At 70.7% G+C, this 25,293-nt stretch carries 22 protein-coding genes; 8 read left to right on the top strand and 14 right to left on the bottom strand.

Annotation, left to right across the window (positions count from 1 at the left end; genetic code table 11):
• Positions 1–8 precede the first annotated feature (8 nt).
• From AB0F70_RS22875 to AB0F70_RS22865, 3 genes are all read left to right on the top strand, one after another.
• Positions 9–761: an SDR family oxidoreductase gene (locus AB0F70_RS22875; RefSeq protein WP_357453809.1), complete on the top strand. Its 753-nt coding sequence runs from the start codon at positions 9–11 to the stop codon at positions 759–761.
• Positions 762–843: 82 nt separating this feature from the next.
• Complete coding sequence (locus AB0F70_RS22870) at positions 844–1,803, top strand: hypothetical protein (protein WP_357453806.1); 960 nt, start codon at positions 844–846, stop codon at positions 1,801–1,803.
• Between the two features lie 126 nt (positions 1,804–1,929).
• Positions 1,930–3,105, top strand: coding sequence for an FAD-binding oxidoreductase (locus tag AB0F70_RS22865; protein ID WP_357453803.1), 1,176 nt, complete (start codon positions 1,930–1,932; stop codon positions 3,103–3,105).
• Between the two features lie 94 nt (positions 3,106–3,199).
• On the opposite strand, the gene AB0F70_RS22860 is transcribed toward AB0F70_RS22865, so the two are convergent.
• From AB0F70_RS22860 to AB0F70_RS22825, 8 genes are all read right to left on the bottom strand, one after another.
• Complete coding sequence (locus tag AB0F70_RS22860; RefSeq protein WP_357453800.1) at positions 3,200–5,380, bottom strand: RICIN domain-containing protein; 2,181 nt, start codon at positions 5,378–5,380, stop codon at positions 3,200–3,202.
• A 464-nt stretch (positions 5,381–5,844) separates the two neighbouring features.
• Positions 5,845–6,513, bottom strand: coding sequence for a hypothetical protein (locus tag AB0F70_RS22855; RefSeq protein WP_357453797.1), 669 nt, complete (start codon positions 6,511–6,513; stop codon positions 5,845–5,847).
• A 60-nt stretch (positions 6,514–6,573) separates the two neighbouring features.
• On the bottom strand, positions 6,574–7,080 hold the full coding sequence (locus tag AB0F70_RS22850) for a hypothetical protein (RefSeq protein WP_357453794.1): 507 nt from the start codon (positions 7,078–7,080) through the stop codon (positions 6,574–6,576).
• A gap of 116 nt (positions 7,081–7,196) precedes the next feature.
• Entirely contained in the window at positions 7,197–8,060 is an 864-nt protein-coding gene (locus AB0F70_RS22845; RefSeq protein ID WP_357453791.1) for a fumarylacetoacetate hydrolase family protein, read from the bottom strand.
• The gene (locus AB0F70_RS22840; RefSeq protein ID WP_357453788.1) at positions 8,057–8,989 is read right to left on the bottom strand and encodes an amidohydrolase family protein; all 933 of its coding nucleotides are present in this window, start codon (positions 8,987–8,989) and stop codon (positions 8,057–8,059) included. The genes AB0F70_RS22845 and AB0F70_RS22840 overlap by 4 nt, the downstream gene beginning before the upstream one ends.
• 92 nt (positions 8,990–9,081) lie before the next feature.
• Complete coding sequence (locus AB0F70_RS22835) at positions 9,082–11,145, bottom strand: carboxypeptidase regulatory-like domain-containing protein (RefSeq protein ID WP_357453785.1); 2,064 nt, start codon at positions 11,143–11,145, stop codon at positions 9,082–9,084.
• An 83-nt stretch (positions 11,146–11,228) separates the two neighbouring features.
• Entirely contained in the window at positions 11,229–12,284 is a 1,056-nt protein-coding gene (locus tag AB0F70_RS22830) for an SMP-30/gluconolactonase/LRE family protein (protein WP_357453782.1), read from the bottom strand.
• Positions 12,281–14,086, bottom strand: coding sequence for an NAD(P)/FAD-dependent oxidoreductase (locus AB0F70_RS22825; RefSeq protein WP_357453779.1), 1,806 nt, complete (start codon positions 14,084–14,086; stop codon positions 12,281–12,283). The genes AB0F70_RS22830 and AB0F70_RS22825 overlap by 4 nt, the downstream gene beginning before the upstream one ends.
• Positions 14,087–14,183: 97 nt before the next feature.
• Here AB0F70_RS22825 and AB0F70_RS22820 point away from each other — a divergent pair, with 97 nt between their 5' ends.
• Entirely contained in the window at positions 14,184–14,654 is a 471-nt protein-coding gene (locus tag AB0F70_RS22820; protein WP_357453776.1) for a MarR family transcriptional regulator, read from the top strand.
• A gap of 68 nt (positions 14,655–14,722) precedes the next feature.
• Here the strand turns inward: AB0F70_RS22820 and AB0F70_RS22815 are convergent, their stop codons facing one another.
• The 4 genes from AB0F70_RS22815 to AB0F70_RS22800 form a co-directional block, all read right to left on the bottom strand.
• Positions 14,723–16,411: an FAD-dependent oxidoreductase gene (locus tag AB0F70_RS22815; protein ID WP_357453773.1), complete on the bottom strand. Its 1,689-nt coding sequence runs from the start codon at positions 16,409–16,411 to the stop codon at positions 14,723–14,725.
• Positions 16,412–16,420: 9 nt separating this feature from the next.
• Complete coding sequence (locus AB0F70_RS22810) at positions 16,421–17,608, bottom strand: FAD-dependent oxidoreductase (RefSeq protein WP_357453770.1); 1,188 nt, start codon at positions 17,606–17,608, stop codon at positions 16,421–16,423.
• A gap of 87 nt (positions 17,609–17,695) precedes the next feature.
• Positions 17,696–18,649 carry an RNA polymerase sigma factor SigJ gene (gene sigJ / locus AB0F70_RS22805; RefSeq protein ID WP_357453767.1) on the bottom strand — a complete coding sequence of 318 codons (954 nt, stop codon included), beginning with the start codon at positions 18,647–18,649 and terminating at the stop codon, positions 17,696–17,698.
• 96 nt (positions 18,650–18,745) lie between these two features.
• Complete coding sequence (locus AB0F70_RS22800) at positions 18,746–19,594, bottom strand: phosphatidylinositol-specific phospholipase C/glycerophosphodiester phosphodiesterase family protein (RefSeq protein WP_357453764.1); 849 nt, start codon at positions 19,592–19,594, stop codon at positions 18,746–18,748.
• Between the two features lie 283 nt (positions 19,595–19,877).
• Between AB0F70_RS22800 and AB0F70_RS22795 the strand changes: the two genes are divergently transcribed.
• Positions 19,878–21,473, top strand: a complete 1,596-nt coding sequence (locus tag AB0F70_RS22795) for a peptidase inhibitor family I36 protein (RefSeq protein ID WP_357453761.1) — start codon at positions 19,878–19,880, stop codon at positions 21,471–21,473.
• A 92-nt stretch (positions 21,474–21,565) separates the two neighbouring features.
• Here the strand turns inward: AB0F70_RS22795 and AB0F70_RS22790 are convergent, their stop codons facing one another.
• Together AB0F70_RS22790 and AB0F70_RS22785 are read right to left on the bottom strand one after the other, a co-directional pair.
• Positions 21,566–22,132, bottom strand: coding sequence for a dihydrofolate reductase family protein (locus AB0F70_RS22790; protein ID WP_357453759.1), 567 nt, complete (start codon positions 22,130–22,132; stop codon positions 21,566–21,568).
• A gap of 120 nt (positions 22,133–22,252) precedes the next feature.
• Positions 22,253–22,702 carry a helix-turn-helix domain-containing protein gene (locus AB0F70_RS22785; protein ID WP_357453757.1) on the bottom strand — a complete coding sequence of 150 codons (450 nt, stop codon included), beginning with the start codon at positions 22,700–22,702 and terminating at the stop codon, positions 22,253–22,255.
• Positions 22,703–22,793: 91 nt separating this feature from the next.
• Between AB0F70_RS22785 and AB0F70_RS22780 the strand changes: the two genes are divergently transcribed.
• The 3 genes from AB0F70_RS22780 (at position 22,794) to AB0F70_RS22770 (ending at position 25,196) form a co-directional block, all read left to right on the top strand.
• Positions 22,794–23,303 (top strand): pyridoxamine 5'-phosphate oxidase family protein, encoded by a 510-nt coding sequence (locus tag AB0F70_RS22780; protein WP_357453754.1) that lies wholly within the window; start codon positions 22,794–22,796, stop codon positions 23,301–23,303.
• Positions 23,300–23,740: a nitroreductase family deazaflavin-dependent oxidoreductase gene (locus tag AB0F70_RS22775; RefSeq protein ID WP_357453751.1), complete on the top strand. Its 441-nt coding sequence runs from the start codon at positions 23,300–23,302 to the stop codon at positions 23,738–23,740. Before AB0F70_RS22780 ends, AB0F70_RS22775 begins: the two co-directional genes overlap by 4 nt.
• A 127-nt stretch (positions 23,741–23,867) precedes the next feature.
• Complete coding sequence (locus AB0F70_RS22770; protein WP_357453748.1) at positions 23,868–25,196, top strand: extracellular solute-binding protein; 1,329 nt, start codon at positions 23,868–23,870, stop codon at positions 25,194–25,196.
• Positions 25,197–25,293 lie beyond the last annotated feature (97 nt).

Here is a 25,293-nt window from a genome sequence, read left to right as displayed (position 1 = left end):
CTGGATCCATGACCACAGAGACGAACACCCGGCACAGCACCAGCAAGATCGTCCTCGTCACCGGCGCGAGCAGCGGCATCGGCGAGGCCACTGCCCTCCGGCTCGCGTCGGAGGGCCACCACGTGGTGCTCGGCGCCCGCCGGACGGGCCGCCTCCAGGCCGTGGTGGAGAAGATCCGGGCGGACGGCGGTGCGGCGAGCGCCCACCGCCTCGACGTGACCGACCGCGACGACGTGCGCGCCGTCGTGGACGGGGTCGTCGCGGAGCACGGGCGCATCGACGTCATCGTGAACAACGCGGGCGTCATGCCCCTGTCCCGCCTCGACGCGCTGCTCGTGGACGAGTGGGACCGGATGATCGACGTCAACGTGCGCGGACTGCTGCACGGCATCGCCGCGGTGCTGCCGCACTTCGGGCGACAGGGCGGTGGGCACGTCGTCACGGTCGCCTCGATCGGTGCGCACGAGGTGTATCCGACGTCGGCCGTGTACTCCGCCAGCAAGTTCGCCGCGTGGGCGATCACGGAGGGCCTCCGCATGGAGTCGGACCCGGGCATCCGGGTCACCACGATCACACCCGGCACGGTCGAGAGCGAGCTCGCCGAGCACATCTCCGACACCGGGGCGCGGACCTACATGCAGGCGTTCCGCCGCAACCTCATCCCGGCGGACGCGATCGCCCGCGCCATCTCGTTCGCCCTGGACCAGCCGGCCGACGTCGACGTGAACGAGATCATCGTGCGCCCGGCGGCCCAGCGCTGACCGGACCAACAGCCACTTCGGGCTCGTCGTGAAAGGGTCGAGCCATGACGTCCCCGCACCTGCGCCGAGCCGAGGCGAACGCATGCTGACGGTCCGCGGCATCTCCTACCTGCTCGGCGAGGCGAGCGCCGACGACGTGCGCCGGGATCTCGAGATCATCGAGCGCGACCTGCACTGCGACACGGTGATGGTGACGGGCGGCGACGTGGAGCGGTTGATCAAGGCCGCTCGCGTCGCCCTCGACGTCGGTCTGGCCGTCTACATCAGACCGGACCACACCGACCGGCCCCGCCGCGAGCTGCTGGAGCGGCTGGACGCCGTGGCGGCGGCGGCCGAGACGCTGCGGCGCGAGCACCCGGACCGCGTGACGCTCCTCGTCGGCACCGAGCTCTCGCACACCGTGCCCGGCATAGTCCCTGGCTTCCGCTCGTTCCTGCGGCTGAAACTCATCCTGCGGTTCCACCGCCTGCTGCGACGCCGGGTCAACAGGCGCCTCCACAGGCTGCTCGGCCGCACCGTGGCCATCGCGCGCCGCCACTTCCAGGGCCCCCTGACCTATTCGGCGGCCGGGTGGGAGGACGTCGACTGGTCGCCCTTCGACGTGGTCGGCGTCAGCCTGTATCGAGGTGCGCGCAACCAGGCGACCTATACCGACAGGCTTCGGGGTCTGGTCCGCGACAGCGCGGGCAAGCCGGTGGTCATCACCGAGTTCGGTTGCGGTGCCTTCACCGGAGCCGACCTGCGCGGCGCCGGTTCGTTCCAGATCGTCGACTGGTTCGCCGAACCGCCGCGCATCCGCGGCGACCATCCGCGCGACGAGTCCGTTCAGGCCCGCTACCTCGGCGAACTCATCGAGCTGTACGACGCGGAAGGCATCCACGGCTGCTTCGTCTTCACGTTCGCCATGCCCGACTTCCAGCGCCGCGCGGACCCGAGCCTCGACCTCGACAAGGCCGGCTTCGGGGTCTTGGCCGTGACGGAGGACGGCGTCTATCAGCGCAAGAAGGCGTTCGGCGAGGTCGCGCGACGGTACGGCGGCTGACCGCCGATGCTCTCCGCGGCCGTCCGGAGCGTAGGCGAACTCCTCGGCTACGCTCCCGGGAATTACGTGACCACGGCCCGGTCGACGCGACCGGACGATGCCGCACGGCGCAGAAGGGCAGCGAACATGACACGACAGATCGTGATCGTCGGAGCAGGAGTCGTCGGGACCGCCGTCGCCGCGGAGCTTGCGGTGCTCGACGGCTTCGAGGTGACCGTGCTGGAACGCGAGAGCGGCGCCCCACGCGGGTCGACGTCCTTGGCACCCGGCCTCGTCGGCATCTACAACGAGGCCGCGATCCTCACGACGCTCGCCCGGGAGTCCGCGGAGGTCTACTCGTCGCTGGGCGCCGGGTTCGCGCGGTCCGGCGGGATCGAGATCGCCACCTCCACCGACGGCGCCCACGAGCTGGCGCAGCGGGCGGACCAGGCCCGCGCCGCCGGACTGCCCGTCACGGAGACGGCGCCCGGGGGCCTCCCCGCTTCGGTCGCCGCGGTGGTGAACGCGGAGAGCGTGGTGGCGGCGTGGCACTACGAGCTCGACGGCACCGCGGCTCCCGCCGTCATCACCGCGGGACTGAGGCGTCGGGCGGCGGACGCCGGAGCCCGGTTCGTCAGCGGCGCCGACGTCGTCGGCATCACTCCCGGGGCACGGGCGAGCGTACGCACCCGCGGCGGCCGGACCTGGGCGGCCGACGACGTCGTCCTCGCGGCCGGCGTCTGGGGTCCGACCCTGGCGGGGCTCGTCGGGATCGAGCTCCCGCTGGTCCCGCTGGCCCACCCGTACGTCTACGGCCCCCGGCGCACGGACCTGCACGACGGGCCGTTCCTCCGCTGGCCCGAGAACCACATCTACGGCCGCGTGCACGGCGACCGGATCGGCCTCGGGACCTACGACCACGTGCCGGTCCCGGTCGAGCAGGACGGCCTCGACCAGGGCACAGGGCTCGCCTGGTCCGCCGACCTCACGCCGATGGTCGACAAGGCCCAGCTCCTGCTCGACCCGGCCTTCCGCTTCGAGCCCGAGGAGCGGGTGAACGGCGTCTTCGCGGTGACGCCCGACAACCTGCCCTTCCTGGGCCCGCACCCCGAGGCGTCAGGGGTGTGGATCGCCCAGGCGATCTGGGTCACCCACGCTGCGGGTGCCGCCCAGGCGCTCCGCCGCGCGCTGACCGGCGCCGAGCCGCTGCCGGCGACCCTGGCGGTCGACAGGTTCACCGGACGCGACCGCCAAGACCTCACGTCGGAAGCGCTGCGCCTCTACCAGGACATCTACGCCAACGACTCGTCCGCCTCGGCCTGAGTCCCCTTCAACAGGAGTCGGACGACCAGAACCCAGGGGGTTCTGATCGTCCGGAGCCTCTAGACCAGACGTCAGCCGCAAGCCTTCCGCCGGGTCACGGACCCGTCGTCAGGTACGTCACCTGGCGGCCGCTGTTCACCGTCTCGCCCGTGTTGTTGATGACGCGGCGGATGGTGCCGACGCCGCCGAGCGAGACCGTGACCATGTTGTGGAACCGCACGCCCGGCCGCACCGGCACCTCGAAGGCTCGCGCGTTCGCCACCGCCGGGTTCACGTTGAAGAACGCGTAGCTGCCCAGCCCCCAGGCCTGGTGGTCGGTCACGGCGTCGCCCACCTTGTACGCCGCCCAGCCCTCGGTGGAGCCGTTCATGTAGGCGGCCTGGTTCGGCGGGTCGTACGGCATCTCGTTCTGGTAGAAGTACGTGCGGCCGCGCTCGCCGTTCCAGATGGTCTGGTACTGCTGGTAGTGCTCGACGAACAGGCCGTACATGGTCACGTCGTCGCCGTTCACGATCAGGCCGTTGCGGCCGGTGTTGACCGTCCAGCCCACCGTCCCGTTGTTGCCGTGGTCGGCCCGCCAGATCCAGGCGTGGTCGCCGATGACGTCGTCGCTGTTGACCTCCATGCTCACCGCGGCCTTGCCCGCGATGGAGCCGCCCACCCGGATGAACACGTCGGAGAGCACCGTCGGGTTCGCCGCGTGGTCGGCGGAGGAGCCGCTCGGGCCCACCTGGAGCAGCACGTTCGAGCTGGTGGTCCCGGCGTCGAACATGATGCCGGCCAGACGCACGCCGTCGACGTCTGCCACGTTCATGGCGTTGATACCGCCCTGCGGGACGAAGGTGGCGAGGCCGAGGCCGAGCACCACCGTGTTCGCCCGGTTGACCTGGAGCGTCTGGTTGAGCTGGTAGGTGCCAGGGGTGACCAGCAGGTTCTTGCCCGCCGCGAGCGCCGCGTTCATGCTCGCGGCGGTGTCGCCGGGGCGCACCACGTGGAAGTCGCCGATCGGCAGGGACTGTCCGGCGGGGTTGCCGTTCGCCCAGGTGGTGCCGGTCGTCCCGGTACGGACGGCGGGGACGAACACCCGGTAGGAGCCGTTGTCGTCGACGTAGAGGTACGGCTTCTCGGCCACCTTGGGCGTCGCGGCGATCGTCGTGTAGGGCGGGTTCGGGAAGCTGTTCGACGGCGCCCCCGTGCTGCCGACGAAGACCTGGTTCCAGTTGGAGCCGGCCCAGCTCGACATCGCGGAGTTCCGGGTGAGGAACTGCTGCTGCGTGCCGGAGTTGATCTGCCCGTCGACCTTCGAGTCGGCGATGAAGCCGCCCGACGACCAGCCGCCGTCGGACAGGGCGAGGTTGCCGCGCAGGTGCATGCGCCGGTAGGGCGCGGCCTGGGAGACGGACCAGCGGTCGTTGCCGTCGGCGGGCGTCACGGAGAGGCCCTCGGCGGAGCGCCAGAAGTTCTGCGTGGCGTTCTGCGAGCCGTCCGGCCACCAGTCGGCCTCGACGTGCACGTGGCCGTTGATGTTCACGTCGTCCGGCACGAGGCCGAGGCCCGCTACCTGCGTGAAGAAGCCGACGTTCGCGTCGACGTCGTACGAGCCCGGGTAGAACAGCATGGCGTGCCGCTGGGGGCCGAACTGGTTGGTCTCCTGGGCGTCGAAGACGCTGTTGAGCTTGGCCTGGACCGCGGCGTCGGACATCGAGGTGTCGAAGACCGCGACGTTCGGGCCGAGGTCCGGGTTGGCCGGGTTCGGCAGCACCGGGTCCGGGTTGGGCTGGGGCACGGAGCCTCCGGAGTGGGACCACTTCTGGTGGGCGGCGCCGGTACAGGACCAGAGCTGCAGCACGGCACCGTTGGCGAGGTTGCCGCTCGCGATGTCGAGGCACTTGTTGGCGGCGCGGTTGACCAGGTCGCCCCCTGCGGAGAGGGTCCACTTCTGGCTCGCCACGGAGTCGTAGCAGTCCCAGAGGTGCACGGCGGCGCCGTCCGCCGTCGAACCGTTCGCGACGTCCAGGCACTTGCCGAGCGCCTGGACCGAGCCGTTGTCGGCGAGGGTCCACCGCTGGTTGGCGTTGCCGGAGGTGCAGTCCCACATCTGCGGCCGGACGCCGTTCGCCGTGGAACCTCCGGTCACGTCGAGGCACCTGCTGTTGGCCGCGCTGACCAGAGTGCCGGTCGTCGCGGCGACGGCCCCCGGCGAGGCCACGACCCCGAGCAGGCCCGCGAGCACGACGGCGGCGAGGGCGCCCACCGCTTTCCGAACAGATGACATGACGGCCTCCGGCGAGTTTCCGCCGCCGCGTCGGTGCGGCGGCACCTCACCATAGGGAGAAACTTACTGACCTGTCAGTTGTGGAAACCCCCTATGCCACACGAGGGCCGCATCGACAGCCAACGCCGCAGCCAGTGCCTCGGAAGCCTTAACCACCGACAAGGATCTCGAGGGCCGCCTGACCGTCGGTCCGGGCCCGAACATCAAGCGGCAGCCAAGCCGGATGGAGCGGATTCCCAAGGTGCTTGTACAGATGATTCAGGCGGCTTCGGTCACTCCCGGACGCAGGACGCTCCAGTTCGACGTACGGATCGTCAATGCATGCGAGAAGCACCGCGGCGTCAAGCAGGTGCCGCTCGGGATCGCGGCTGTCAGCCTTGTGCGCGGCCGACTTGATGATGAGCGCGTTGGATACACCCATCCCCCGGCCGGCGTCCCGACGTCGATGACACTCCGGTCACCGATCACCGGAGCGGCGCCAGTGCGAGCTCGACCGCTTGCATCCCGGCCTCACGCTCCCGGGCGTTCAGGGACGCACCCAGATCAAGACCGGCCAGGACTTCGCCTTGCTCAGCGATCCGGGCAACGGTGTCCAGATCGAAGCCCGTCGCCCGAAGAGTCACGTTCCCTTCCTCGGCGGCCTCATGAAGCCGGTAACGCGCCACGAGCTGGTGGTACCGAGTCACCGAGACGTAGCCGTCCACCTGCTCCCTGGGTGCAGCAGTGAGGTCGCCGACGCCCTTGGCCCCGCCAGAACCGATAACCTCACGCACGAGCCTGCCCACCACGGCCCGGTGCCCCGTGAGGCGATGAACCGTTGCCCGATTGCGGGTCCGCGCGACGAGCTCTTCAGCGGTGGCTCTTCGAAGCTCACCCTTCAATCGCGACCGCTGCGCCTGACCGAGCCAAGGCACCTCGACGCGTTCCAGGAGCGCGACCGATGCCCAGGCTGTCGCCTCCTCCCAGGCGCGCCGATGATGCGCCCTACGCGTCGCCTCGTGTCTCAGAACCGACTCCCAGTCGAGCCGGTCCGGGCCGATAGCCATGAGATCCCCCGCCCGCACGAGCCGCTGGACCTGCCGAACGGATAGGCGCAAGCGTTCCGCGGCATCGGCGACGGTCACGATCTCCATACCGATAGCGTCGCAGGAACGACACTATCGGTCAATTGGAAATGGGATAGCGACTGCCTGTCAGCGCCGCCGGGGCAGCGGGCGCGGCTCCTCCGAGTCTCCACCGACGCCCGCACCGACGCCGGCTCCGACCGGGGTCCGGGCCGGGGCGAGCTCCGCCTCGTCGGCGGTCGCACGGCAGTAGACACGCTTGCCGCTGCCCTTGCAGAGCTCGTTCAGCCCGGCGGCGAAGGCGTTCAGGTCCTCCGGGTCGGCACGGCGGAACCGGCGAGACAGCGACCAGTGCTTCACGACGTCGTCCAGCGTCGCCGGGCGCACCATGCCGAACAGGGACACCAGGTGGTTGGACAGGCGGATCACCAGCCGGGCCCCGTCGGCGCTCTCGGCCACGAGCTGGGCGCTGCGCAGACCGTCGTCCCCGACGGGGCCACCGAGCAGCCGCTCGAGCTGGCCCAGCACTGATGCGGGGTCGACGACGTGGGATCCCACGCTGCCCTCGATCTCGGCACCGTCGATGGTCAGTGCTGCTGTCTCGTCGTCCGCGACTGCGAAGTACTCGAACCTCATGCGCGCATCTTTCCGCATGTCAGGGGGTGCTCGGTGCCACTTTCCGCCCGAGGCCTGCGCATCCCGTGAAACGGGTCGCCGAGATCAGCCGTCGGCGCCGATCGCCGTGACCACGATCACACGCCCGCCCAGGCCACGTACTCCTGGCGCTGCCGCCCCAGGCCGTCGATCTCCGTCTCCACCACGTCGCCCGGCTGCAGGTACGGGAACCGGCCCGACAGCGCCACACCTTCCGGCGTACCCGTGAGCAGCACGTCGCCGGGCTCCAGCACCAGGTACTGGCTCAGCGTGTGCACGAGCACGTCGACGCCGAAGATCAGGTCCGCCGTCGTGGAGTCCTGGCGCGGCTCGCCGTTGACCCACGACCGCAGGCGCAGGCCCGCTGGATCGGCGCCGTCGGCCTCGTCCGGCGTGACGAGCCACGGGCCGAACGGGGTGAACCCCGGCGCGCACTTGCCCTTCGACCACTGGCCGCCCGACTCCTCGAGCTGCCACGTCCGCTCGGACAGGTCGTTGGCCACTGCATACCCCGCGATCACGTCCCGGGCCTGCTCGGGCGAGTCGAGGTAGGAGGCACGGCGGCCGATCACCACGGCGAGCTCGACCTCCCAGTCCGTCTTGGTGCTGCCCCGGGGGATCGTCACGGTGTCGTACGGCCCCGCGATGGTGTTCGGCGTCTTGAGGAAGATGACCGGCGCCTGCGGCGGCGCGGAACCGGACTCCGCGGCGTGCGCCGCGTAGTTCATGCCGACGCACACGATCGCTGAGGGCCGGGCCACCGGCGAGCCGAACCGCACGCCGTCCGTCTCTACAGCGGAGAGCGTCCCCGCCGCGAGCGCCGCCCGGGTGCGCGCGACGCCGTCGGCCTCGAGGAACGCACCGTCGACGTCCGCGGTCAGCGGGCTCAGGTCGTACCAGCCGGTGCCGTCGTGCGCCACCGGGCGTTCCTGGCCGGGGGTTCCGATCCGGGCGAGCTTCATCCTTGCTCCTCTGTGTTGGGCACCGCGATGGGATCCGACCCACCGGGCACTTCGTCTGCGCGTTCCGTCGGCAGGTCGTAGACGCGCCGGGCAGTACGGTGCCAGACCGCCGCCTGTTCGGTGGACGCCAGTCCAGCCAGCAGACCGGTCAGCGTGTCCACCCACTCGGCGTAGCGCGCGGCCAGGAGGCTGACCGGCCAGTCCGACCCGAACATGAGCCGCTCGGGTCCGAAGGCGTCCAGCGCATGGTCGACGGCGGGCCGCAGATCCTGGCTGGACCAGTGGGTCCAGGACGCCTCGGTGACGAGGCCGGACAGCTTCGCGGTGACGTTGGGGTGCGTGCCGATCTCGCGGACGGCGTCCGCCCACCCGGCGAGGTCACCGCCGTCGGCGGGTCCTGGGTTCGCGAGCGGTGGCTTGCCCAGGTGGTCCAGGACGAACGAGACCTCTGGCAGGTCGCGCACGAGCCGGGCCACGGCGGGCAGCTGCTCGTGCCTGGTCACGAGGTCGATCGTCAGTCCCTGCTCGGCCACGGCCCGCATGCCCCGGCGCAGGTCCGCGCGGTCGAGGTAGCCGGGGTCGTGCTCCGCCTGGACCATCGACCGAACGCCCACGAGGTGCCGGCCGCCGGGTCCGGAGCGGAGCCTGGCCAGGGCGTCGGCGACGCCGGGGTCCGCGAGCTCCACCCAGCCGACGACGCCGCGGATCACCGGGGTGCGCGCCGCGATCGCGAGCAGGTCGACCGTCTCGGCCTCGGTGGGCACCGACTGCACCACGACGGTCCCGGTCACGTGCTGCCCCGCCAGGGCGCGCGCCAGGTCGTCGGTGGTGAAGTCCGCGTCGATCGCCCGCATGGTCACCGGGTCGATCCAGGGCTGCGGGGTCCGCGTGCGGACCCACAGGTGGTGGTGCGCGTCTATCCGCTCCATCGAGGTGTCTCCTGTCTCCGTGCTCGGAGCACAGGCTAACGGTGGCACCGGTGAGCTGAACCACCTCGACCAACGGGTGGTTCGCGGGTGCCTCAGGTCGTGCGGGAGGTACGCACCAGCGCGACGCCCAGGGCCACCAGGATGGCCGCGGCCAGTCCGACGGACCCGACCGTCGCGCCCGTCGCGGCGAGGTTGCCCGAGCCCGGCCCTCCCGCGCCGTCCGATCCCGGGGCCGGACCGGCCGACGGCTCCGGGGTCGGGTCCAGCGTCGGGCTCACGCTCGGCGTCACGCTCGGGGTGGGGGTCGGCACGGGCACCCGCACGACGGCGAAGTGCTCCTCGAGCCAGTTCTCGCCCGCACCGGTCACCTCCACCGGACGCTCGGTGACGTCAGCGGTGTACCCGCCGGGCACGGTCAGCGTGATCACGTAGTCGCCGGGCGCCAGGTCACCGGTGAAATACCCGCCGGCGGCGTCGGAGGCCAGGGTGATCGAACCGCCGGGACCGGTCACCGTCACCGTGGCGTCGGCCACGGGGGCGTCGGCGTCGTCGGTCACCGCGCCGCCGACGGAGCCGGGACGGGACAGCCCGAAGTCCAGGCCGGCCAGGTCCTCGGCCGCGACGGTGACGTCGCGGGTGTCCCGACCGTCGGCGCGGTACCCGTCGGGTGGCGTCACGCGCACCGTGTGGTCACCGGGGAGCACGCCGTCGAAGACGTAGGTGCCGTCGGCCGCCGTCGTGGTGCCGACCCTTCCGTCCGGGCCGGTCAGCGTCACGACGACCCCCGCGAGCGGTTCCTCGCCGACGGTCACCGCGCCCGAGAGCGATGCGGGAGCCCGGACGACGAAGTTGTTGCCGGCGCTGGGCTCCTCCTGACCGACCGCCACGGTGATGTCGTCCGGCGAGGCGGCCGTCACGTAACCCTCGGGCAGGCCGCTCAGCGCGAACGTGTAGTCCTGCGCCTGGTCGTCGCCGTCGTCCCACCCGACGTCGTCGATCAGGTACTCGCCGGACGAGCTCGTCACCGCGGTGAGCGGGGTGCCGCCGCCGACCGGCGTGAGCGTGACGGTCGCGCCGGGGACGGGGGCACCGTCGTCGGTGAGCACAGTGCCGCTCACGGCGACGGGCCGGATCTCGCGTGCCGCGAGGTCGACGCCGGTGGCGTCGGCGGAGCTGAGGTCGATCTCGTCGACCACCCGTTCGCCGGAGGGGATCAGCCCGTGCGGGTAGGCGTCGTCCGCCTCCGGGAGCGTTGTGAGCTCCACACGGTAGCCGGGCGCCGCGACGTAGCCGGGGAAGATGTACTGCCCGCTCTCGTCCGACGTCGCGGTGTCGAGCTCGGCGCCGTCCGGGCCAAGGAGCGTGAGAGTCGCGCCGGGCAGGACACCCTGCGGCGCTCCGTCCGCGTCCACCAGGTTCACAGTCCCGGCGAGGTCGCGGGCCAGGGATGCGAACCACGTCTGGTACACCGGGAAGCCGCTGCGCTGGTAGAACTCGACGGTCAGGCTCTTGATCGGCGCGGTGGGCCGGAACCAGCCCGCGGCACCGGACGTGTCGGCGGCGGCAGCGTTGCCGAGCAGCTCGCCGGTGGCCGGGTCCCAGGTCGGCACGTCCTCCGGCGCCCCAGCGCAGGACGGCGACCCCGCCGCCTGGCAGTAGTTGAAGCCGCCCTGCCAGCCCAGCTCCGCGCCGGCGAGCAGCCGGCCGTCCGCGCCGCGTGCGGTCACGACCGCACGGTCCGCGTCGATGTCGCCCAGCACCAGCGCCCAGCCGCCCGCCGGGGTGGGGTGCTCGAAGGTGTAGGTGGTGGTCGACGGCGTCGCGGGCCGGTCGGCCCGCGGGCGGAGGTTGAGGTACTGCCGGCCACGGCTCGGTCCGAAGGCCTCGCCCGGCGGTGTCGCCGGACCGAGCCACGAGGACGCGCCGGAGACGACGCCGACGCCGCCCCGCGAGTCGGAGGTCACCGTCGCGGCGGGGAAGCCGCGGGCCGGGAGCCGCACCGTCGTCGACCAGTCGCCCGCCGAACCGGTCAGCGGGTCCCAGTCCGCCCATCCGGGGCTGGTCTCCGCCGACGCCGAGATCGCTGGAATGGCGGCGCCGAGCGCGACGAGCACCGCTGTCGCGAGTACGCCCAGTCCCCCTGGGGTGTGCTTCACAGTCGAAACGGTAAGCAGGAACCTGGAGAATTGCGCGAGGGCGAAAAGTTGCACGGCGGTCCCCCGGAGTGGGGGCGTGCTCCTCAGCCGCCGTTCGACTGGCGGATACCGCCCGCGAGCGCCTCGAACTCGTAGACGAACCCGCCCGCCGTCCCGCTGACCGTCAGATAGGCGTCGGTGGTGCCCGGCCTGATCGCGAAGTTGGTCACCGAGGTCAGCCCCTTGGCCCTGGGCGGCAGAGAGACCGTCGTGAGCAGCTCGCCGGTCGGGCTGTAGACGAAGACCTTGGCCTGGCCGTGGACGCCCTGGTAGACGTTCCCCGCGGCGTCGACGGCGGTGGAGTCGATCTGGGTGTGCCCGCCGTCGAAGTGGATGGCGGGGTGGGCGGTCGTCACCTCGGTCCCGGCCTCGTCGAGGCGTAGGTAGTCGACGCGGTTCCCGGTGTTGTGACTCACCCACAGGGCGTCGAAGTCCGGGGTGAACGAGATGCCGTTGGGGGCTGGCAGGTCCCGCGCGAGGACCGTCGCCTCGGCCGTCTCCCGGTCGATCCGCACGACGCGGCCCTGCGGCTCCCAGTACGGATCCGCGTAGCCGGTCGTGTCGGTGACGAAGAGGTTGCCGGACTCGTCGAACGCGACGTCGTCCGGCCGCATCGGCTCCCCCTCGACGTCGCCGGCGAAGAACGTCCGCGGATCGCCGCCGTCGGCGGTGATGCTGTCGATGCCGCCGCTCACGAAGTCGGTGAGGTATAGCCTGCCGTCGTGCGGGCTGAACTGGGCGGACGTGTACGCGCTGGTCTCGTTCGTGTACACCGGGACGACGTCGCGGGTGTCGACGTCCACCCGCAGTACCTTCGGCTCGCCCGCCGGGGCGGTCACGTCGACGACGAACAGGCTGCCGTCCGGGCCGAAGGTCGGGCCCTCGAGCAGGGTCATCCCCGTCGCCTGGTGCACGGAGGTCACCTGGACCAGCCTGGTCGCCGTCCGCTCCGGCGCCGGGTCGCGGGGGCGCCCGCCCGCGGCTGCGTCGGCGGTTCCGGGGGCGGCGCAGCCGAGCAGCAGGCCGACCGCCGCGAGGGCGGGCAGCGCGCGGGCCGGTAGCGCGCGGGCGCGCGCGGCCGGCGTCCGGTGCGCGGTCACCGGCCAGCCACCAGGACGTCGCCGATGCCGTTCGCACGCCACTCGCGCAGCAGGCGGTGGAAGGCGACGGGTCCGGGGCCGTAGGAGAAGCTGCCGCCGACGCCCGCGCCCTCCCGGTTGTAGTAGCCGGGGGTGCACTCCGCCTGGAACGTGCTGTTGTCGTGGGCGGTGTCCCGGATGGTCTGCCCCCAGCCGGCCTGCGCGTCCTCGGTGGGCTCGATGTAGCGCGCACCGGCCGCGCGGCCCTCCGCTACGACGGCAGCGATGTGCTCCGCCTGCTCCTGCAGGATGTGCGTGAAGTTCACCGAGTTGGCGTTCTGCAGGGACCCGAGGTGGAAGAGGTTCGGGAACCCGTGGCTGTAGAACCCGTGCAGCGTGCGCGGCCCGCGGCCCCAGGCCTCCAGGAGCATCTGCCCACCCTTGCCCCGCACCGGCATGGTGCCGGACATGACGCCGGAGACACCGACCTCGAACCCGGTGGCGAAGATGACGCAGTCGACGTCGTACTCGACGTCGCCGACCACCACCCCGGTCTCGGTCATCCGCGTGATCCCGCCGAAGTCCGCGGTGTCCACCAGGGTGACGTTCGGGCGGTTGAACGTCGGGAGGTAGACGTCGCTGAAGGTCGGCCGCTTGCACATGTAGCGATACCAGGGCTTGAGCAGCTCGGCGGTCGCCGGGTCGGTGACCACGTCGTCGACCCGGGCGCGGATCTGGTTCATCTTCGCGAGGTCGACGAGCTCGTCGATCCGCTCGCGCTCCTCGGCGGACACGCTCGTGTCGAGGGCGCCGGTGATGACCTTGCGCTGCAGCTGGGCGGTGGACGTCCAGCCGTCCTGCGTCAGGTCCTCGTCGACGGGCTCGCCGGAGACCACCGACAGGAAGTTGTCCATCCGCTCGCGCTGCCAGCCGGGCCGGAGCGATGCCGCCCACTCCGGGTCGGTGGGCCGGTTGTCCCGGACGTCCACCGACGACGGCGTCCGCTGGAAGACGAAGAGGTGCTCGGCGTCGCGCGCCACGAACGGGATCACCTGGACCCCTGTCGCACCCGTGCCGACGACGGCGACCTTCTTGTCGGCGAGCCCCGTGAGGCCGCCGAACTGGTCGCCGCCGGTGTAGCCGTAGTCCCACCGGCTGGTGTGGAACGTGTGGCCGCGGAACGTCTCGATGCCGGGGATACCCGGCAGCTTGGGCTCCGTGAGGGTGCCGGACGAGGTGATCACGAAGCGCGCCCGGATGCGGTCGCCGCGGTCGGTCTGGACGACCCACTCCGCCGTCGTCTCGTCCCAGTCGAGGGCGGTCACGCGGGTGTGGAAGACGGCGTCGCGGTACAGCCCGAACTTCTGCGCGATCGCCACGGCGTGCTGCCGGATCTCCTCACCGGGCGCGTAGCGCCACTCCGGCACCGCACCGACCTCCTCCAGGAGCGGCAGGTACACGTAGGACTGGATGTCGCAGTGGATGCCCGGGTAGCGGTTCCAGTACCAGGTGCCGCCGAAGTCGCCTGCCTCGTCCATCATCCGCAGGCTCTCGACGCCGGCCTCGCGCAGGCGGGCTCCGGTGACCAGTCCCCCGAAGCCGCCACCGACGACGAGCACCTCCACGGAGTCGGTCAGCGGCTCGCGCTCGACGCGCGGCGTGTAGGGGTCCTTGGCGTAGTAGCCGAAGGAGCCCGCCGCGCGACGGTACTGGGTGGCGCCGTCGGGCCGGATGCGGCGGTCGCGCTCGGCCGCGTACCTCGCGCGGAGCGCGGCGACGTCCAGCTCCTCGAGGACCGGCGACTCCTGGGGTGAAGTTGTCATGGGTGGGACGATAAACTTAACCCGGTCCTAAGTAAATAGGTTAGGCCGATCCTAAGTAAATCGCGCCGCACGACGGCGCACGAACTACGGTGGGGACGTGACAACGACCGGGGACGCCGAGCGCGCGCGCCTGACCGAGCAGATCCGGAGCCTCAGCGTCGCGTTCGAGACCGGCGCGCTCCCTACGCTGCTGACCCCGTTGCTCACCGTGGAGCTCACGATCCAGCAGCTCAAGGTCCTCACGATGCTCGTCACCACCGACGACGGCATGACGAGCAGCGGGCTCGCCGAGGCGTTCGGCGTCTCGATGGCCTCGATGTCCGGGCTGCTCGACCGCCTCGTCGCGCAGGACATGGTGGAGCGCACGAGCGACCCGCACGACGCGCGCGTCCGCCGGATCCACGCCACCGAGCACGGCCGGTCCGCGATGCGCCGCCTGGTCGCCGCGCGCCCGGAGTTCGCCGACGAGATCCTCCTGCGCATCCCGCTGGACGACCTGCGCGGCCTAGCCCGAGGAATGGCGGCCCTAGGCGAGGAACTCCGCCGCCTCCACCAGACCGATCGTTGAGTGCTGGATATTCGTCCCTCCAACACGTCTGGAAGGGCGAATATCCAGCACTCAACGGAGCCGGACGGTTAGGTCGCGAACTCCCGGGCTCGGATCTGCGCCAGGTGGGCGTGGACCAGCGGGAGGACGGAGGCGCCCTCGCCGCTCGCCGAGGCGACCCGCTTCATCGAGCCGGCGCGCACGTCGCCGACGGCGAAGATGCCCGGCACCGTCGTCTCCAGGCTGGCCGGTGGCTGGCCGTCGACCCAGAACTCCCGCGGCACGTCCCGGCCCGTGAGCACGAACCCCCGCTCATCGAGCGCCACGCCCTCGGGCAGCCACGAGCAGTCGGGCTCGGCGCCGAGCAGGCAGAACAGGCCGTCGGCCAGCGTCTTGAACGGCTCGCCGGTGTCCAGGTTCGCGAGCCGCAGCCACTGCAGCCGGCCGTCGCCGCCGCCGTCGGTGACCACGGTCCGGGTCCACACCTGGATGTTCGGCGTCGCCTCGATCTCGCGGATCAGGTAGGCCGACATCGTCTCGGCCAGGCTCTCGCGCCGGACCACTATCGTCACCGCGCCCGCGAACTTGGCGAGGTGGATGGCGGCCTGCCCCGCCGAGTTGCCGCCACCGACCACGTAGACGTCACGGTCCTGCAGCTCGCGCGCCATCGACGTCGCCGCGCCGTAGTACACGCCGGCGCCCACGAGGTCGTCGACGGCGGGCACACCCAGGCGGCGGTACTTCACCCCGGTCGCGATGACGACGGTCCGGGCGCACATCTGGGCGCCGGCGACGTGCACGTGCTGGTGCTCGGGCTCGTTCGCCGGTCCCGGCTCGACCCGGATCGCCGGGCGCCCGGTGAAGAACTGCGCGCCGAACCGGCCCGCCTGGATGCGGGACCGCTGGGCGAGCCGCATGCCCGAGATCCCGCGCGGGAAGCCGAGGTAGTTGCGGATCATCGAGCTCGACCCGGCCTGGCCACCGATGGCGTCGCGCTCGAGCATCACCGTGGCCAGCCCCTCGGACGCCGCGTAGACGGCCGCGGCGAGACCAGCCGGGCCACCACCGACGATTGCCACGTCCGCGATCACACCGTCGGGGATCGAGTCGAACCCGCCGTAGATGGCCTCGGTGACCGCCGCGGGTGTCGCCGCCGAGAGCACCCGGCCGGTGAAGGTCCGCACCAGCGGGAGCTGCGCGCCGACCCCTGCGGCCTCGACGATCTCCTGCGCCTCGTCGTCACCCGGCGCGAGCGAACGGTACGGGAAGCCCAGGCGCTCGAGGAGGTCCCGGACCGCCGCCGCTTCGCGGTCGCCGGGCTCCGCGACCAGGTCGTTGACGGTCACCAGCGGCCGCCCGACCGACCACCCCCATTCCGACAGCAGCTCGATCAGCGCGGTGTGGAACTCCTCGTCGCGCGGGCCGCGCGGGATCACGACGAACGTGTCCATGTCACGCCGCAGCGCCGCCGCGCGCAGGTCGTCGATGGCGTCGGCGAAGTCGTCGAACCACACGAGCGCCACACGCCGCGCAGTCGCGACGATGGCGGGCACGTGGTGCAGGAACTCGATCGACGTGCCCTCGTCCAGGACGTGCTCCGCCGCGACCATCGCGATCTGCGCGCCGTCGCGCACCAGGTCCCGCGCACGGTCCAGGCCCGCGTCGAAGCCCACCGCGACCTCTAACCGGTAGTCGCGGTCGTACCGGGCGCGGAACTCCTGCTCGACGACGTCTGCGTGCTCGCCGACGACCAGGAGGATGACTGGCCTGTCGCTCATGGCGCAAGACTAGACGCGGCTCGGGCTGGTCGTGCGGGCCGGCGCGGCCAGGCGGCGGCGTCGGGCCGGGTATGGCAGAGGGTGGGCCACCATGTACGCCGCGCCCTTGCAGATCAGCTCCTTGTATCCGGCGGCGAGGCGCCCGCCGGGTGCGGCCGGCTTGGCCTGGTCGTCGGCGGTGACCAGCTGGATGACGGCGTCCTGCCGGCCCAGGCTGATGCACTGGTGCACGTAGCCCAGAGGCATGTTCGGGAGCTTCCCGCCGGTCAGGCGCGCGGCGATGGAGTCGGCCGCCTGCCAGGCCATCGGGATGCCCGAGGCGCACGACATCCGCAGCGGCGTACCCAGCGGGCCGTCGGCCAACGCCGCGTCGCCCACCGCGTAGACGTCCGGGTGGGAGACCGACCGCATGGTGCCGTCGACGACGATCTGGCCGCTCGCCGAGACCCGCAGGGCCGTCGCGGCCGCGATCGGGTGCACCGCGAACCCCGCCGACCACACGGTGACGTCCGCCGGGATCGTCGCGCCGTCGCCGGTCAGCACCTCGGTGGCGCCCACCTGCTCGACGTCGGCGCGCTCGTGCACGGTGACGCCGAGCCTGTCGAAGACAGTGCGCAGGTGCCGCTGCCCGGCCGGCGAGAGCCAGTCACCCAGGTCGCCCCGGACCGCGAGCGCCACGTCCAGGTCGCTACGTGCCTCGGCGATCTCGCTCGCCGCCTCGATGCCGGTCAGGCCGCCGCCGACGACCACAACCCGGCCGCCGGGGGCCAGCTCGGCGAGCCGGTCGCGGAGCCTGAGCGCGCCCGGCCGGCTCGCGACGTCGTAGGCGTGCTCGGCGACGCCGGGCACACCGTGCTGGGCCAGCGAGCTGCCCAGGGCGTAGACGAGCGTGTCGTAGCCGAGCTCGGCCGCGCCGCCATCGGCATCAGTCAGGGCGACCACCTTGCGGTCGACGTCGACGGCGGTGACCCGCGCGACGTGCAGAGCGACTCCCGTGCCGGCGAGCAGGTCGCGCAGCGGCCGCGGTCGCAGCTCCTGCCCGGCCGCCACCTGGTGCAGGCGGACCCGTTCGACGAAGTCGGGCTCGGCGTTGACCAGGGTGATGTCCACGTCGTCGGCGTGCAGACGCCGCGCCACCCGCCCGGCGGCGGAGGCCCCGGCGTACCCGGCTCCGAGAATGACTATGCGGTGCTTCATGGGCCACTCAGCTCCTGTCGTGGAAGGTCTGTGCCTCCTGAACGGGACAGCTGTGCGATCCCTGACACACCACGGATGTGACGCCGCTCACCAGCCCTTGATGATCGGCTCGCCGTGGTCGGACGCCGCCCACTGCCGCGCGGCTCGGCCGAGCTTGTCCGGGTTGACCTGGCTGAGCACCGCGGTGATGCCGTCGTCGGTCGACTCGAGGGTCATGACACCGACCAGCGTGCCCTCGACCACTGCGACCAGCGCGGGCCTGCCGTTCGCCGTCCACGCGTAGATGTCGGGGCTCCCGCCCAGCGCCGCCCGCTTGGCCTCGGCGGGCTTGAAGAGCCCGCGCAGGAACTTCGCGACGGCCTCGGCGCCGAAGAACGGCTTGGTACGCGCGGGGACCTTGCCGCCGCCGTCGCCCACGCCCATCGCGTCGGAGGTCAGCAGCCGGATCAGCGGCTCCGTCCGGCCGCTCATGGCGGCGGCGAGGAACTCCTCCACCACCTGCCGGGCGGCGGCCTGGTCGACGTCGGCGCGCGACCGCTCGGTGGCCAGGTGCTGCTTGGCGCGGTGGAGGATCTGCTGGCTGCCGACCTCGGTGATGTCGAGCATCTCGGCGATCTCCGCGTGCGAGTAGGCGAACGCCTCCCGCAGCACGTAGACGGCGCGCTCGTTCGGGCTGAGACGCTCCATCAGCACCAGCACCGCCGTCGACACGGAGTCGCGCTGCTCAGCGGTGTCCGCCGGACCCAGCATCGGGTCGCCGCCCAGCACCGGCTCCGGCAGCCACTGGCCGACGTAGACCTCCCGCCGGGCGCGCGCCGAGCCCAGCTGGGTGAGGCAGAGGTTCGTCAGCACCCGGGTCAGCCAGGCCTCCGGCACCCTGAGCTGCTCACGGTCCGCGGCCTCCCAGCGCAGGAAGGTCTCCTGGACGGCGTCCTCGGCCTCCGCGGCGGAGCCCAGGAGGCGGTAGGCGATGGCCTCGAGACGCGGCCGGAAACCTTCGAAGGCCTCCAGCTCGCCGACCCGAAACGACTGGTTGCTCATAGCCCCCGACCCTACGACGCCCCACCCCCGTTGAGTGCTGGGTATCTGCGCCCTTCTGACCCTGGACAGCGCAGATAGCCAGCACTCAAGCGGCAGCTAGTGGGTCGTGAGGAAGGCGTCCAGAGCGGGCAGGTCGTCCGTGTTGATGTGGTCGACGCCGGCGGCCGCCAGCTCGGTCCACACCGCGTCGCGTGCCGCGCCCGGCTGGTCCGGGGTGGCCCAGAACCGGACCTGGTAGCCCGCTGCGTGCGCCTGGTCCACGAACGTGTGCAGGCGCTCCCGCTCGGCGGCGGGCATCGGGCCCACGCCCTGCCAGGTGAACAGCTTGGTCCAGTTGTCGCTGACCAGCGGCATCAGGCTCGCGGGCAGGCCGGAGCCCAGGTCCCCGGACCGCCCGTCGTAGAACGCGTACCGCACGGGCTGTGCACGCATGGTCTCCAGCGGCCGGTTGCCGCTGATGACGGCGGTCACCGGACCGGTCCGCACCTTGCCGTGCACGGTGCGCGTCATGAGCCGCGCGTGCTCGGCGAGCGCCTCGTGGACGGCGGCGTACGTGGTCTCGCCCTCGGACTTGATGTCGATCAGGAGCTGCAGGCTGCCGTCCCAGCCGGGGTAGACGCTCCGGCCGCGGCCGCGCGTCAGGTCCTGCAGCGGGTCGAGGTAGAGGCTCTCCAGCGTCCGGTCGGGGTCCACGTCGACGAGGTCGTGCGCGACGAGCAGCTCGCCGTCGACCAGCCAGACGTCCGCCTCGACGCTGGTGAAACCGTGGGACAGCGCGTCGTACAGCGGGCGCTCGTGCTCGTAGTCGTTGTGGGCGTGCGCGGCGTCGTGCGGCTCACCCAGGTCGACGGCGCATCCGGGCGAGGTGGCCGACGCCGGCGTGGCCAGCCCCGCGAGCAGGGTCACGGCCGCGAGGGCCGCGCCGACGATGGTTCTTCCGCGCATTGTCGTCTCCTTGTACTGCTGTCTCTGCACCTGTGGATCGGTACCGGTGGATCGGTACCTGCTGAGTGCCCGCTGATCCTGCTCATGCAAGCGCCGGCCGCTGACCGGACGGTGAACTCCGGACGACGTGCGGCCGTCGGCGAGCGGAACCGCTCCGATGGGTACCTCTTCCCATTCCGGGATGTTCCAGGACGTGCGAATGTCTCCCTGGCCGATGCGGAATGCCGCACCGGCAGGCTGAACCACCGGGTCGCCGTGCGACCCGTCGAGGGGGGAAACATTCATGAGGAGAGCGCCTGCGCTTCTCGCGGTGATCGCTTTGCTGGCCTCGATGCTGGCTGCCGTCGTGGGTGTGGCAGCACCCGCGTCCGCCGCGGCCCGGGACGGGCGCTGCGACAGCGGTGAGTTCTGCTACTACTACAACAGCGACAACGCGGGGTCCGTCTCGGACTTCACCGGATCGATGAGCGACCTGGGCGCAACCCAGCCGTCGTGCTACGACTTCAAGAGCACCGGCGCCGGCCGGGGCGAGTGCGTGAAGAACAACGCCGCCTCGGTGTGGAACCGGTCCAGCCAGACGGTCCGCGTGTACTTCAACACCGCGTTCGGCGGCGCGTACCAGAACATCGGGGCGGGGTACAAGGGACAGCTCAGCGCGGACCTGTACAACAACAACGCCTCGCACAAGTTCGCCGGGACCGCCGGGACCGACACCGGCGCCCGCAGCGGCACGTGTGAGACCGGCGAGTTCTGCTACTACCACAACAGCCGGAACGCTGGGTCGATCTCCGACTTCACCGAGTCCGCGGGCAGCTACGGTGACGCGCAGCCCGTCTGCTACGACTACAAGGGTGCGGGCACCGGCCAGGGCGAGTGCGTCAAGAACAACGCGGCCTCCGTCTGGAACCGCTCCGGCAAGACCGTCCGCGTCTACTTCAACAGCAACTACGGGGGCTCCTACCAGAACGTCGCCGCCGGGTTCAAGGGGCAGCTCAACAGCACCCTCTACAACAACAACGCCTCCCACAAGTTCGTCGGCGCGACCACCCCGGGCGGCGGATCGCGCAGCGGCACCTGCGAGACCGGTGAGCTCTGCTACTTCCACAACGGCGACAACACGGGGTCCATCTCGGACTTCACCGACTCGACCGGTGACTACGGCGCGACGCAGCCGTCGTGCTTCGACTACAAGGGTGCGGGCACCGGCCAGGGCGAGTGCGTCAAGAACAACGCGGCCTCCGTCTGGAACCGCTCCAGCAAGACGGTCTGCATCTACTACGACAGCTACTACGGCGGCTCCTCGCAGAAGGTGGCCGCAGGTTTCAAGGGCCGGCTGAACAGCACGCTCTACCAGAACAACGCCTCCCACAAGTTCGTCACGACGGCCGCCTGCCCAGTCTCCAGCGGCCCGGTCGACCCGGGCGAACCCGGTGGGGACACCAGTGGTGACTACGCGCAGAAGGTCGAACGCGTCATCCAGGCCGCTCTGGCGCAGACCGGCCAGGGCTACACCTACTCGTGGGGCGGCGGCAACAAGTACGGCCCGACCTACGGCGTCTGCTGCAGCCCTGGCGGTTACGACGACCGGAGCCGGTTCGGATTCGACTGCTCGGGCCTGACGCAGTACGCGTTCTGGCAGGGCGCTGGCGTCGACATCGGCACGTACACCGGTGCGCACCTGAACAAGGGCACGAAGGTCTCGATGAGCAACCTGCGGCGCGGCGACCTGATCATGTGGGGCGGCTGGTCGAGCACCTATCACGTCGCGATATACCTGGGTAATGGTCAGATGGTCGAGGCGTCGTCGCCGCGGACCTCGACCAGCGTGCACGTGACGAACGTCTATGGCGGTGACTTCGGGATCCGCGTGAACATGTGATCCTGGCGCGAGAACTGGACTGACCTGGACCGGCACGGTCCTGCCACCGACCTTGGTGGCAGGACCGTGCCGTTTCCCGTTCGCGGGTCCGCTCACTTCTTGATCGCGTAGCGCAGGAGCACCAGGCCGTTGACGAACCCGGTGGCCTCCAGCAGCTCCATGTCCTGCCGGTCCTCGAAGACACGTGTTCCCTTGCCACGCGACGTCGGGCAGACCCGCATCTGGACCTCGTCCACCACACCGGCGTCCAGCAGCGAGCGCATGAGCTGCAGGCTTCCCCACAGCCAGATGTCCTTACCGCTCTGCCCCTTCAGCTCCCGGACGGTCGCCACCGCGTCGCTCGTCACCGTCGCGGCGGGAAAGTCGCCCCAGGGAGCGTCGTCCAGCTTCGAGGACGCGACGAACTTGGTGAGGCCGTTGAGCTTCTCGCCGTACACGCCCTGGTCCTTCGCGTGCGGCCAGTAGTCCTTGGACATGGCATAGGTGTTCGCGCCGAGAATCATCGTGTCGACCGAGTCGATGAACTCCATGACGTTCGTCTTGTACGCGCTCTGCTCGTCCTCGGTGAAGGGCGCCACGGTCACGAAGCTGAGCCCGCCGTCCTCCTCCGCCGCGATGTTGTCGACGGTGACCCACTGCTGGACTATGAGCTTTCGCATGGCCTTTTCCTCCGGTTCGGCGCGGCCCCTGCGGCCGCCGTCATCCCTGGGACGGAGCCGCCGACGAGTTCTCGACATCCGCAGTCGTCATGACTTCTCCCTTGATGTCACGGACCGCGATCACGCCCGCGCGGCAGCCACCAGGGCGGCGTCGTCCGCTCGTCGGTCGTACTGGTTGCGCGCACCGGCGATCTCCCGCTGGTGCTCTTCCGTCCAGGTGACGAGCGCCTTGATGGTGGAGTGCAGGCTCGCTCCGAGCGGCGTCAGGTCGTAGTCCACCCGCGGCGGCACGACGGGGTACACGGTGCGCCGCACGAGCCCGTCGCGCTCGAGGTGCCGCAGTGTCTGGGTGAGCATGCGCTGGCTGATGCCGTCGATCTCGCGCTTGAGCTCGGTGAACCGCAGGCTCCGGCGCTCGAGCAGGGCGATGACCAGCAGCGACCACTTGTCGGCGACCCGGTCGAGTATCTGCCGGACGTCGCAGTCATGGCGGGAGTCCCAGTTCGCGACGTCGAACTCCCCCTCGGTACCCGCGCAGTAACTGGGTGCGTCAAAAGTGCTCTCTTCCATACCTGCTGATGCTCCCTCAGAGTGGGGTCAGTTACAAGAGGGAACCGACAGGTCGATAGGTAACCAAACCTCGGACGCAGACGGAGCAGCCATGTCACTCACCGCACCAGCCGACCCCAAGGGCGCGACCACCGATTTCGCGGACATCCAGGCCGAGTTCGACGCCACGGTCGGCGACGTCGTCTACGCGACCATGACGACCGTCGACCAGAAGGGCCGACCACGAGCACGCGTACTCATCCCGGTCTGGGAGAGGCCTGACGGAGATCCGTCCGGCTGGCTCGCCACCTACCGGACGCCGGTGAAGGAAGCGCACCTGGCGAACAACCCGCACACGACCTTCTCGTACTGGTCGCCACGCCAGAACCAGGTGGCCATCGACGCGGTAGGAAGCTGGACGGAGGACGTCGACGAGCGCCGGCACGTCTGGGAGCTCTACCGAGCCGGCAGCCCGCAGGGAGCCGGGTACGACCTCGGCCGGTTCTGGACCGGGCCGTCCGGCCCGAAGCTTCGTGTGCTCCGCCTCGCTCCCTGGCGCATCCAGGTCATCCGTGGCCACGACCTGCGCAGCCGTATCTGGCGAGCCCGGGCGAGCGCATGAACGACACTACCGAGAGCCCGGACCCGTCGGTCGCGGAGCACGTGCGCCGCTATCTCGACACGGACGGCGCCAGCGGCCATCTCGAAGCCGGGGTGACGAACCTGTTGCTCACGCACCGAGGCAGGAAGACGGGCAGGCTCCACCGCACCGCCCTGTTCTACGGCCAGGACGGCGACCGCCACGTTCTCGTGGCCTCCGGCTCGGTCGTCACCGCCACGCACCCGCAGTGGTACCTCAACCTGGTGGAACACCCGGAGGCGGAGATCCAGGTGCTCGCCAGGAGATTCGCCGTCCGGGCACGGACGGCCGAGGGCGCCGAGCGGGCACGGCTGTGGGAGCTGATGGTCCAGCTGGCCCCGGTCTACCGCGCCTATGCGGCACGGAGTCCCCGGGTGATTCCGGTCGTCGTGCTGGAGGAGGTGGGACCTGCCGTGTAGGACCGCTCTTCCGGACGAACGTTGCGCGTTGGGGACCGCACCGCTAATCTCATGCCAAGACGATTTGCCAATACGTTTTGGCCACTGAGAACCTGCACCTCAACCTCAATGACGAGTGGAGTCCGGAGTGACGAAGTTTCGAATGCACGCAGAGGGCCGCGTCCGGCGCGTTCCCGCTGCCGCCGCAGCAGTGGCCGCCTCAGCCCTCGTGCTGAGCGGCTGCGGCGTCGGCGGCGGGAGCACTGCTGAGCAGACCACGGGCAGCACAACGCTGACCGTCGTGGTCGAAGGAGGTGGCAAGGCCGAGCTTCAGCCCGTGGCCGACCTCTACCAGGAGGAGACGGGCACGGAGGTCAAGCTCGTCGAGCTCCCGTACGCCGGCCTCTACGATCGGGTGTCGTCGGAGCTGAAGGCGGGAGAACCGTCGTTCGACGTCGCCGCGCTCGACGCCATCTGGCTGACCGCCTTCGCGCCAGGGCTCGCACCGATCGACGACATCGTGACCGACGACGTGCAGTCGGACCTGTTCGGCGGTCTCGTGTCCGAGGCCCAGGTGGACGGCCACTTCGTCGGGATGCCGGTATGGACCAACTCCGAGATCCTCTTCTACCGCACCGATCTCTTCGAGGACCAGAAGAACAAGGCCGACTTCGAGGCGGAGTACGGGTATCCGCTCGCTCCCCCCACCACGTGGGAGCAGTACAAGGATGCCGCTGAGTTCTTCACGCGCGACACCGACGGTGACGGCAAGACCGATCTCTACGGCACCGACGTCAAGGCCGCGGTGGAGACCGAGTGGCTGGCAACCGTGTCTCAGGCCGGCGAGGAGCACATGATCCTCGATGCCGAGACCAACGAGGTCACCATCGACGACGAAGCGCACAAGGCCGCCCTCGACTACTACGTCAGCCTGCTTCCGTACGCCCCCTCCGGGGCTGCCCAGCTGGACTGGGCGGGATCACAGAACCTCTTCTACCAGGGGCAGCTCGCGATGATGCGGTTCTGGGGCCATGCCTACCGGCAGACCCCCGAGGACTCGCCCATCAAGGACGACATCGGCGTGGCGCCCATGATCGGCGGACCGGGCGGCGTAGCCGGTGTCCCGGGCGCCTGGTACCTCTCGGCGCCGGCCACCGGCAAGAACCCGGAGGCGGCGAAGGACTTCATCCGGTTCGCGTACGAGCACAACGACCTCTCGGCTGACACGTCGCTGGGCCTCGTCGCACGCAAGAGCGCCTTCGAGAGCAAGGCCGGAGCGGCCGGGTACGAGAACTATCCAGCGCTGGTCACCACGCTCGAGTCGGCCCGGTCGCTGCCTCGTCCGGCGACCGAGGACTGGCAGGAGATAGTCGACTCGGCGCTCGTGCCGATGCTGCAGAAGGCGGTCGAGCCCGGCGCGGACACGAGCAAGCTCCTCGAAGAGGCCAAGGGTCAGATCGAAGCGATCGTCGAGTAGACGATCCAGAGCTCAGGAGACATCACCCGTGGACACCTCTTCCCGCCACGCCGTGGCCGGAACGGCGCACACCGTTCTGGCCTCGGGCCGCCCGCGA

The organism is Promicromonospora sp. NPDC023805 (genome assembly GCF_040639635.1).
Taxonomy (GTDB): Bacteria; Actinomycetota; Actinomycetes; order Actinomycetales; family Cellulomonadaceae; genus Promicromonospora.
Note: the sequence above shows the minus strand (reverse complement) of the source record. Positions and strands in the feature narration are given on the sequence as shown.